Here is a 12,232-nt window from a genome sequence, read left to right on the forward strand (position 1 = left end):
AGTGAATAGGCCGAACGCCATCTCTATATTTTGAGTTCTTCAAATACTAACTTTTTTCAAAAAAATCACTCAATAAATAAAATCACTAATTCGCTAAATCACAACTCACTAACTCACTAAATAACATCACTAAATCACAACTCACTAAATCACTCAATAAATAACATCACTAATCTTTCAACGAAATACCATCATTGTACCTTTTAGCTCAAGGCTTGGCATATTAGGAAATGGAATAATATGATAGTTATAAGCTCCAGCAGGAAGTTGTTTTCCACCTTGTGTGCCGTCGAAAGGGGTATAAATTCCTTTTGAATAAAAAATTACACCTCCCCATCGGTCATATATTTTCACCTCAGCTTCTGGATAAGCATTGATACCTGACAATACCCAAAAATCATTGACGTTATCATTGTTAGGCGAAAACGCATCGGGTATCCATATTTTCTCAAAAACCACTACATTAACATCGGCCTCATCCTGACAACCATAAGGACTTTTTACTCGTAAGGTATACGTAGTGGTAGCATCGGGTTTTGCCTGTGGTGTTGCTAGTGTAGCATCGTTTAAATAGCTATTAGGCAACCATTCATACAAATAGCCAGGGTCGGTAATATTACTTTGTAATATTGTAAATGCACCTTTCCACATAAATATGTCTCCAGCAAATTCTACCTCTGGTATACGCTGAATAACAACCTTTTGAGAAACCGTTCCATTCAAACACGTCAATGCACCTGATATTTGGTATTTTACCTCGTGTGTTCCAATACCCAATTTGGCGTAATCAAAAGTAGAAGCAGGCTGTTCATTCACCCTAAAAACCCCTCCTACTGGTAAACCCACCAAAGGCACTGCCGCATGATTAGTACCACATACTGATGGAATAGAAGTGATGGATGGTTGTACTTGGTTTTCAAAAGTAGCCATAAATGGCGATGACTCTACGGTACAATTGTCAGAATCTTGCACCTTTACCGAATAAGTCCCATTACTTGTAATAGCAAGTTTGGCCGTAATTTCGGGCAATACAACACCATCTTTTTTCCATTCATAAGTAGTAAAACCAGTGCTTGCTTCTAAGCTAGCTGGCTGACCTATACAAAACTCGTTGCCTCCTGTACTTGATGTTATTTTAGGTTCTGGATTATTGACCTTTACTACAACTGACTCCACAATATTGGGACAACCATTATTTTGGGGTAATGAATAAGTAACCGTATGTGAACCCACTCCAGCAGCAGAAGGTGAAAACGCCCCCACCGTGGTATTGACAATACCCGTACCAGCAAAAATACCTCCTGTAGGGTTGGCATTAATATTGAAGGTAGGAACGGAAGTAGCACATACCGCAGGAACTGGCGTTATGACTGGATTGAGTGGAGGAAAATACGATATTTTATAAGGAGCAGATGTGGTTACACAGCCTGTTGTTTGGTCTATTACTTCTAAAGTATAATCACCTTCTTCTTTTGCATTGAGTGTTGGTACTGTGACGTTCAAAGCTCCAGCATTTAGCCTCCAGTTGTAGTACACACCTGTTTCAATATTGCCATTTAATACCAAAGCATCGCCTTTACATATCTGATGCACTGGATTGGCTGGAGTAATAATAGAAGGAGGAGATGTAAGATTGACAACTGTTACGGTATTAAACACAACATTTGCTCCACCCGACTTTGGAACGGCAATCAACCGATAATCACCCGCATCGCTTGTACTTAAATCATACGAATTAGCGGTACTACTTCCATTTCTATAGCTAGACCAAGAATTTGAGGTTACATCAAAAATTTGCCAGCTAAATCCTGTATAATCATTGGGGTTGTTTATATAAAGTCTAATAGAACCATTGGGACAAATACCACGGCCATCTTTTTCTATTGTCTGAGAAAACACGTTACTAGCCGATATTACTAGAAGTACCGCAAAGAAAACGTATTTCGCTTTTTTTAACATCATATTAAAAATATTCACTAGCAAACTGATAATCAACTAGAAAGTAAATTTACTTGAAATAACGTTGTGATACAATCAATTATTTTGATGACACTGGTGTTTAGGCATTCATGTATTTTCAATGGATTCTATCATTCATTGAAAATACCATAAACTATTTTGAAAATGAAAGCTTTTACCAAAAAGAAACCCCTAAGCCATAGACTTGAGGGGTTTGCTAATATGGGATAAGATTGGGTCTTCGCTCGCGATGAAAACTTCCTATACTTTTGGTCCCATTTATTCTTATTATCGTTGCTATAATGATAAAATCATTATAGGTAAATTATCTTCCTATTCTTTGAATTGCTATTGGGATACAGATAAGTGGCCCACATTCACAAGTTACAGCTTGAATCGTTACAGTCTTATCGGTAAAGCAATTATTTGTATTGAATACCCGAATAGTGTACGTTTTATCCGTAGTTGGGTTAGTAATATTCGACAGCAACATACCATTGGAAGGAATAACGGTAGCATTAGCAAAAGTTTTTCCTCCGGTATAAGTGCTTCCTTCTACTATATCGTATTTATTGATAGTATCAAAACCGATAATTTTGATATAGCCATTGTTGGCTGGAGTATTGTTATTACAAGTAGAATTAGCTAACACTGGCACAAATACTGGTTTTTCGTAAACCGTTACCGAACTTGTGGCAGTAGCAGTACATCCATTGTTATTCACTGTTACTTCATACACACCTTGCCCTGCTTTTGGTAAGTGGGTTAGTTGTGGGTTTTGAGCCGTCGAAGTAAATCCGTTTGGCCCTGTCCAGCTATATGAAGTTCCGCCTGTTGCCGTCAAAGTAATACTACCCTCTTCACAAGTACTACCACCTGTTGCTGTAGCTGTCGTAGTATTTTTGGTAACACTTACTGAAGTAGTAGCTTCGCAGCCTTTATCGGATATAACTTTTACGACATAGTTTCCTGCCTCTGTTGCAGTAATTGTCTGCGAGGTTGAAGAAAATCCATTTGGCCCTGTCCAGCTATAAGTTTGTCCAGATACCCCCGAATTGATGGTTAAATCAGTAGAAGTATAAGAACAGAAAGCAGTTGCTCCTGTAATGGTAGCCGTTGGTTTTGGATTTTCGGTTACATTAAATGACCCAAACGAAATACATCCATTAATATCTATAACAGTTACGGTATAAATTCCAGAATTGGTTACTTCAATCGATGATGCTGTAGAACCTGTATTCCAAAGGTAGCTGGTATAATTATTTACCGACAATACAGCTTTAGAACCTTGACAGAACCCTACAGTATTATTAACTGTTGGAATAGGCTGTACGGTTACATTTACGGTTGCCGTAGAAGCACATCCAGAATTACCTTCTACTGAAACAGTATATACACCCGATGATGCTACCACTACGTTATTCAAGGTTGGGGTAGCCTGTGTAGAAGTAAACCCTGCTGGGCCAGACCACGCATAAGATTTGATTCCTGAACCTACCGTAGCATTAACTCGTAAGTTGATTGTACCACCAGTACAAGTAATATTTGGAGAAGCAAAAGCCGCCAAACTAAATGTTTCTGTAGTGAGAGCAATCGTTCCAACAGCCGAGCAACCATTATTTGTAACAGACACCTGATATGTTCCTGGATTACTTACGTTCACACTCGATGTAGTTGCAGTAAACGAATTTGGCCCTGACCAACTGTATATTCCTGTTGCATTAGTACTAAGCGTTACCTGACCTGCTGGACATATTACGGTATTTCCTAAAATAGTCACTACGGGATTTTCTTTAACCGTCAGCGTAGCAGTTGCCGAACCAATACAACCCAACGAGGTAGTTGCTACTACAGTATAAACACCGCTGAGGCTTGTACTTGCACTATTGGCAACGATTGGTTCTGCAATGGTTGAACTAAAGCCATTTGGCCCACTCCAAGCATAATTACTACCACCTGTTGCTACAAGTTTGGCTACACCACCAACGCATACTTCTATGTTGCTAGCTGTAATTGTTGCTGCAGGATTTACAGTTAATGAAGCCGTTGCAGTAGCAGTACATCCATTGGTATTAGTACCCACTACGGTATAAATCCCCTGAATATTGACAGAAGGCGAAGCTCCTGTTGCAGTAAAGCCATTTGGCCCACTCCAAGCATAACTTGTAGCTCCTTGGGCATTAAGGTTTGTTGAAAGTCCAGCACATACTACTCCTCCTGTTGCTGTTACCGTTGGTAATGGATTTACAATTACATTGACAGTAGCAGAAGCACTACAGATATTTCCATCCTTAACTGTAAGTGTATAAACACCTTCATTAATCTCATCGACATTGGTAATGGTAGGATTTTGTTGGGTTGAGCTAAACCCTGCTGGGCCAGACCATCCATAACTATTACCAGAGCCATTTCCTTTCAACTCAATAATACCACCTTTACAAACTTGTGAAGTAACTACTGTTGCAGCAACTGTTGGCTGAGCATACACCACAACATTGACGGTAGCCGTAGCTGTAGCAGCACAAGCGTTATTGGCTGTTACAGTTAAAGTATAAACACCACCTTGGGTAGTACTTGCAGAAGCAATAACGGGGTTTTGAACCGAGCTAGTAAATCCAGCAGGACCAACCCATGAGTAACTTGCTACTGTTGGCGAACCTGTTACCACTGTCGACAACTGGATTTGAGAGCCTGCACAATATGAGTTTTTATCAGCCGAAATAGCAATATTAGGAGCAGGACAATTGATACCTGCATCAATGGTTAAATTGATTGTGCCTGGCACTGTAATACTAATAACACCTGTTTTACCATCGGTGTCTACATCACTATCTTTGGTGCTGTCACCTCCTGCATTTTGTGGAGAGAATACATACGCAGGTGGCAAGGTAGTTTTATCGAATACTACTTTATAATCACCCAAACCAAGATTATCAAACAAATAATAACCCGTGCTTGAAGTTGTAGTAGTAGCCAACTCATTACCCAAAGCATCGGTCAAGGTAACTTTCATACCGCTTACTCCTGTTAATGTTCCATTCTGGATACCATCTCTATCTATATCATACCATACATAATCACCAATTTTTGAAGGTTTGAATAACCCAAAATCAACAGTAAGATTCGAGTTATTATCGCTGTCTCCATCGTTAGTTGGCTCAGAGAAATTAATAAGTGTCACTGGTTTTGTAATAATTTCTAAACCTACTGTACTACCGTTATCATCATCATTAATATCATCGTCAGGGTCTGGGGTATCAATACCCTCGTAAGGGCCAGTAGTATTTCCATTTTTACCTGTCGATGAAACATAACCTGCAGGAGCAATAATAGCTACCAAATAATTATCAGGCTCTAATCCTACAAATAAGTAATTCCCTGTACTTGAAGTGATTTTAGTATCTAATGCCGAGCCATCTGGCGTTCCATCGTTATTGGTATCGCGATAAAGCTTTACAGTAACACCTGCTATACCACTTTCACCATTGTCTTTAATACCATTATTATTCAAATCATTCCAAACTAAATCCCCCAATCTCAAGCATTTATCAAGAGTAATACTAATGGTAGTTGCTGCCGCACAACCATTGGCATCTGTAATGTTTACGGTGTAAACCCCTACGTGAATAGGCGATGCGTTGTTGATAGTTGAATTTTGAATTGTTGATGAGAAACCAGAACCCGCAGGGCCAGTCCACACATAACTACCACCAATACCCGCCCCATTGGCATACAAACTAATTGGAGCTCCTTGACAAATAATATTACCACCTTCGCTACTTGCTGTTGCAGAAGGAAGTGGGTTTATCCAAACAAATACTTGTGAAGTAGCAGTACAGCCAAAGCTATCAGTAGCCTTTACGGTATAGAATCCTTCATTTGCCTCAACTGCATTTGGAATAGTTGGGTTTTGAGAAGTACTAGCAAAAGTACTTGGCCCTGTCCAATCATAAGAGGCGATTGTTGACCCGATAGCAGGCGTACCTGCTGCATTTAATAAAATAGAGCTATTGGTACAAACAGTACCATCTATTACGGTTGCTGTTACGGTTGGTTTAGCTTTTACCATTACTTCTACTGTTGCAGTACCGGCACAGCCACCTGCTCCAGCTACCGTTACGGTATAAATACCGCTTGTTGCAAGAGCAACATTGGTAATAACTGGTGTAGCAGAAGTTGAGTTAAAACCATTTGGTCCATCCCACGAATAAGTAGTACCTCCTGATGTTGATAGATTCAATGTGCCCCCAACACAAATCGGTGAATTACCTATAGCAACAGGAGCTGGTTTATCATTGTAAATCACCTCAACGGCTCTTCTATTTCCTGCTGGTGTTTCGCAACTCGAAGCGATATTTTTACATGCTACATAATAGGTCGCATTCGCTGTAACTGCAACCGTATAAGTATTACCTGTTGCCAAAACAGCTGTTGAGGTTTGAGAACTATACCACACAGAAGTCAAATTAGCATCGTTACAATTTGCAGTTAAAGTTAAACTTCCTGTACCGCAAACAGAGCCTCCTTGTACATTACTCGAACTCGGTGAACTTGGAATAGGGTTTACTGTCCCTATTACACCTTGACGACTGCCTGTGGACGTTTCGCAATTTGATGTAGTATTTTTACATGCAACATAATATGTTGTCGTAGTGCTGATATTGGGACTATAACTTGTGCCTGTGGCCAATACCACTGTAGATGTTTGACTTGCATACCATTGTACCGTTTCGCCTACTCCACAACTTGCTCCGAGAGATACAACGCCGGCTCCACATATTGAACCATTCGTGATGTTGCCTGCTACAGGGGCACTTGGAATAGGATTTACTGTCCCTATTACACCTTGACGACTGCCTGTGGGTGTTTCACATCCTGTTGTATTGTCTTTACAACCTACATAGTACGTCGTCGTGGTGCTGATATTGGGACTATAACTTGTGCCTGTAGCCAATACCGCTGTGGATGTTTGACTTGCATACCATTGTACTGTTTGACCTCCACTACATACTGCACTTAAACTTACTACTCCTGTACTACAAACTGAACCGCCTTGGACATCACTACTACTTGGGGATGGTAAGTTAGGGTTGATTGTACCTGTTACACCTCGACGACTGCCCGTTGGTGTTTCGCAATTTGATGTAGTATTTTTACATGCTACATAATATGTTGTCGTGGTGCTGATATTGGGACTATAACTTGTGCCTGTGGCCAATACCACCGTTGATGTTTGACTTGCATACCATTGTACAACTTCTCCAGCACCACAACTTGCTCCGAGAGATACAACGCCAGCTCCACATATTGAACCATTCGTTACATTACCCGAACTTGGTGAACTTGGAATAGGGTTTACTGTACCTATTACACCTTGACGACTGCCTGTGGGTGTTTCGCAATTTGATGTAGTATTTTTACATGCTACATAATATGTCGTCGTGGTGCTGATATTGGGACTATAACTTGTGCCTGTGGCCAATACCGCTGTGGATGTTTGACTTGCATACCATTGTACAACTTCTCCAACACCACAACTTGCTCCGAGAGATACAACGCCAGCTCCACATATTGAACCATTCGTTACATTACCCGAACTTGGTGAACTTGGAATAGGATTTACTGTACCTATTACACCTTGACGACTGCCTGCGGGTGTTTCGCAATTTGATGTAGTATTTTTACATGCAACATAATATGTTGTCGTAGTGCTGATATTGGGACTATAACTTGTGCCTGTGGCCAATACCACCGTTGATGTTTGACTTGCATACCATTGTACAACTTCTCCAGCACCACAAGTTGCTCCGAGAGATACAACGCCAGCTCCACATATTGAACCATTCGTTACATTACCCGAACTTGGTGAACTTGGAATAGGGTTTACTGTCCCTATTACACCTTGACGACTGCCTGTGGGTGTTTCGCAATTTGATGTAGTACTTTTACATGCTACATAATATGTTGTCGTAGTGCTGATATTGGGACTATAACTTGTGCCTGTAGCCAATACCACCGTTGATGTTTGACTTGCATACCATTGTACCGTTTCGCCTACTCCACAACTTGCTCCGAGAGATACAACGCCAGCTCCACATATTGAACCATTCGTTACATTACCCGAACTTGGTGAACTTGGAATAGGGTTTACTGTCCCTATTACACCTTGACGACTGCCTGTGGGTGTTTCGCAATTTGAGGTAGTATTTTTACATGCTACATAATACGTTGTCGTGGTGCTGATATTGGGACTATAACTTGTGCCTGTGGCCAATACCACCGTTGATGTTTGACTTGCATACCATTGAGCAACTTCTCCAGCACCACAAGTTGCACCTAAAGCTACAATACCAGTACCGCATCTTGCACTTGGTGTTACAATTGGAGTTGATGGAGTTGGGTTTACTGTCACGGCTATAGAAGCAGAAGATGAACAGCCATTATTTCCTGATACTGTAAGCGTATAAGTACCAGTAGTACTAGCACTAATATTTTGACTAGATGATGTAAAACCACCCGGCCCAGACCATGAATAACTCACACTAGGAGTTTCGACAGTCATCGAAATATCATCTAGCGCAAAATCATTTCCTCCTGAATTAGTATTCTCATTTCTAATTTCTAAAGTAATTGCAGTATTAGTACCCGAATTCCATGTAGTTGTTAATTGTTGCCACAGACAAGTGGTGGCCGACAATGTTGCTGTTGTACCAACTTTCGTACCATTGATATATAGCGCTAACTGCGATGGCAAGGTTGATGAAATTGATGAAGCCCAAGCCGACAAACGATATGTTGTATTAGGATTCACAACTATTCTTTGAGACCATACTGTCAAGCTTGCAGTAACACCACCATCGGCTACGAATATATTTCCTGTACCTGCGGCTGTTCTATCCTGACATGCCGATGCCCAGTTAAAATATGAATTAGCATTTGTGACAATTCCATAAACACCATAACCGTTGTTCTGGTTGCCATAATTGGTTGTGAAGCCAACATTTCCTGCTGAAAAGTCACCATTATATACCAAATTAGGATTGGCAACGCTACCTGTTCCATTGATTTGAATTGGTACACCACAAGCTGAGGTATTGCCTCCTGAGGCTGTTGCTGTAACACCCGATACAGAACCATTAACAGTTAATGAAACAGCTTGCCTGATGCTTTCGCAAGAATTCAAGGTACAAGTAGCAAATAACGAAAATGAATTTGATTTTGATGTTGGGGTATAGCTTGCTCCTGTAGCTAGTGGAGTAGTCGAGCTTAATGACGAATACCATTTGACAGTACCTCCTGTACAACCTGTTGCTGTAAAGGTAGATGTTCCTGTACCACAAATAGCAGCACTCGATACCGTTGGAGCTGGCGTGCAATCGGTTTCAGTTAAACACACATCGTCGATACCTACACCGTCGCCTTCTTCGTCACGAGGAGTAATATAAAACTCTAGGTAAGATGCTCCTAGTGGTGCTGTTATTTCTACACAGTATTGTTGCCAGCCCAAAGTTTCCCATTTGCCATCGGTATCGGCAGGCACAACTTTGAGAATCTCGCCCGACGATAAAATACCCTGACTTCCATCGTTTCCATTTCTGAATTTATATTCAAAATACACATCTGCATTGCCTTGAACACCCGATGGGTTGAAAGCCGCCATATAAGCACAGATGGTATATTTTTTACCAGGAGTAACAGGTAAGAATACTTGGTTTGAGTTATTGCTAAATACGACACACTGATTGTAACGACCATAGATAAATCTGTCGCCAGAATTGGCATTTCCTGTTACACTTGCATCAATATAATATGCACCATTTTGGTTAGCATAGTCGTTTACATTTGTTCCAATGCTCCAATTGGTCGGCGATGCTCCTCTATATATATCTGTATTAGTAGATGTACGAGTAATATATGAAGCTGGCGATGATTGAAAATACACAGGGAACTTTTTTCCTCCGTAAGTTCCGTTATCGTCTGTTTCAAAACTAGCATTAGTTACAAGGTTATTGGCACAAGGCGTAACAGTACAGTTATTTTTCAAAACTACCAAAACAGCATTTGATTCTGCTACAAAATCAGAACAGTTAGCTCTTTTGGCTGTTCTGATATAACAGGTTGTTTGCGTTATAGCTCCTGGTGTATATTCCGACGAAGTAGCTCCGCTAATGGCTGTATATTTATTTGACCCTGATACGTTGGTTGGACAAGCCCCATTTTCTAATGAAGTAGCTCTGTACCATTGGTAACTAATACCCTGTCCTGTGTCGCCACCAGAAGGAAGAGTTACGTTGGCAATTTTAGCTGGAGTACTACTTACATTTTTGCACAATACCTGATTGGCCCCAATAGTACCACCGCTTGTTAAGTTGTTACAAGTATTATTAACGGTTAAGCAAAGGTTATCTAGTTTTAGCCAGTCGCCACTTGCATAGCCTTCTACTCTCAAATAAGATGTTCCTATCGGAGCAACTCCATTTAATACATATTCTTTTAGTTTTGGTTGACCTGCAGGTACAATATCTACATCCCAGTCAACCTGTGCTTCTACAAAACTCAATAATGTTCCAGCACTATTATAAAAAGCCAAACGATAACGGTGGTTATAGCTTGGTTCGTGAGTTCCTCCATAAGCCGAAAGCGTATAGGCTGTTCCTTCAGTAATATTATTTACTTTTTGCCACATAGCAGCACCACTACTCTTGGCATATAAATAAGCATTGTTAGCATCACAAACCTCAAACCCCGAACCTGTCGTTAATGTTGCCTCCGAGTTCCATTCCCAGTTGCGTGTTTTGTAACTAGCATCATAACCTGCTCTGTTTTCTTGTAATTCAAAACCAGAGTTTAATAACAAACCACCGGGGCAGTCACAAGTTACCGAGCTATAAGTACTACAGTTAAGTGTTGTACCAAAAGGTTGGTAGTGAACTTCGCCTTGATCGTGGTTGTAGTTCAAGCAAACGATTTGTCCTTCAATATTTCCAGAGCCTAATTTAGCCACATGCGAATACGGAGCGAATACTGTACCAATGATTGTTCCGCCACCATTCAGGTTGACTGTTGTTGTACTTCCGTTGACAAAGTTGAATAAGATATACTGACCTGCAGCATTAGGTACACCCGGAAAATTAGGGATATTCCAGTTGTAAGTGGTTAAAGAACCCAGATCGACAGTAATAACCACTGGGTTGGTAGCCGAAGGTACAATACTAAATTTTATCTCATTGAAGTTGGCTAAGGTAGCAGCCGATATTTTGTAAAAATTAGTACGTCCTGCCGTAACATTAAATGTATAAGAATTAACAGATGTAGATACCGTAGTATTGGAACTACAGTTTTTATAAGTATCTGAATAGCTTCTCAATGTAGCAATAGTACCATTAAAATCGAATACATCGGCATTGATTGAAGCCTGTGTTTGGGTTGTCGACAGGTTAATACGGGGATTGGCATCCTGCGATGATGCAGACGAAGAGGTTAATCTAGTTGGGTTGGTAGCCCAGTATTTTGACGTGCTAAAATCTTTTATCTTCACAAAGCCATTGCTGAGTACATTGATACCCGACCCTGCCTGATAATTCACATTTCCTTCTACAATCAATACTGTATTGTTGGCATCGCCAGAGGCTTTGAATGTACCCGTCGAACTCATGGCAAGGGAAAAAGCTCCTTTGGTTGTTAAATTACCAGAAACAGCAAGCCCTCCGTTGAAGTCACCACTATTCACGGTGGCATTACCATAAGAAAAGACATTGAAGCCTTGAATAGGAGTTAATGGATTTACCTGTGCATCAGATAAATAGGAAGCGAAAATTAAGGGTACGATAAAAAAATACCAAAAGTTTGAGAACTTTCCTCTGGCATGATTTTTGAGGCCCGCAGATGGCTTCTTTTTTTGTTTTGAATTAGGCGTACACGTGTTGATAATGTACTCCCCTACTAGGGTGCGTAATGAAGCAGTAAAGTTTTTCATTGGGGAAACTTTATTGATTTTAAGCGGCGGATATAGGAAAAAATTTATATTCCAGTTTGAACACAAACTGAACTGATAACTGCATTGATGCAATTAGCTCGTAGAAATTTGGCGGGAAATACGAATAGTAATTACTAAAAAAACTATAGCAAGAAAACCCGTTTTGTTGGCATATAAAACAGCATGACTATAATCTTTTTACATCAAAGACAGCTAGGATATACAAAGCTAAAATAGCTCAAGACTGTTAGCGGGCGGAAGTCTTGAATGATAAACCTGTTTTTTTTGATTTTAACT

At 40.3% G+C, this 12,232-nt stretch carries 2 protein-coding genes; both read right to left on the minus strand.

The genetic code is table 11. The features are described from left to right. Positions 1 to 177 precede the first annotated feature (177 nt). Complete coding sequence (locus FLEMA_RS0124530) at positions 178 to 1,962, minus strand: T9SS type B sorting domain-containing protein (RefSeq protein WP_044171930.1); 1,785 nt, start codon at positions 1,960 to 1,962, stop codon at positions 178 to 180. A 322-nt stretch (positions 1,963 to 2,284) separates the two neighbouring features. Next, positions 2,285 to 11,935 (minus strand): Ig-like domain-containing protein, encoded by a 9,651-nt coding sequence (locus tag FLEMA_RS0124540; protein ID WP_044171931.1) that lies wholly within the window; start codon positions 11,933 to 11,935, stop codon positions 2,285 to 2,287. Positions 11,936 to 12,232 lie beyond the last annotated feature (297 nt).

This window comes from Flectobacillus major DSM 103 (assembly GCF_000427405.1).
Classification (GTDB): domain Bacteria; phylum Bacteroidota; class Bacteroidia; order Cytophagales; family Spirosomataceae; genus Flectobacillus; species Flectobacillus major.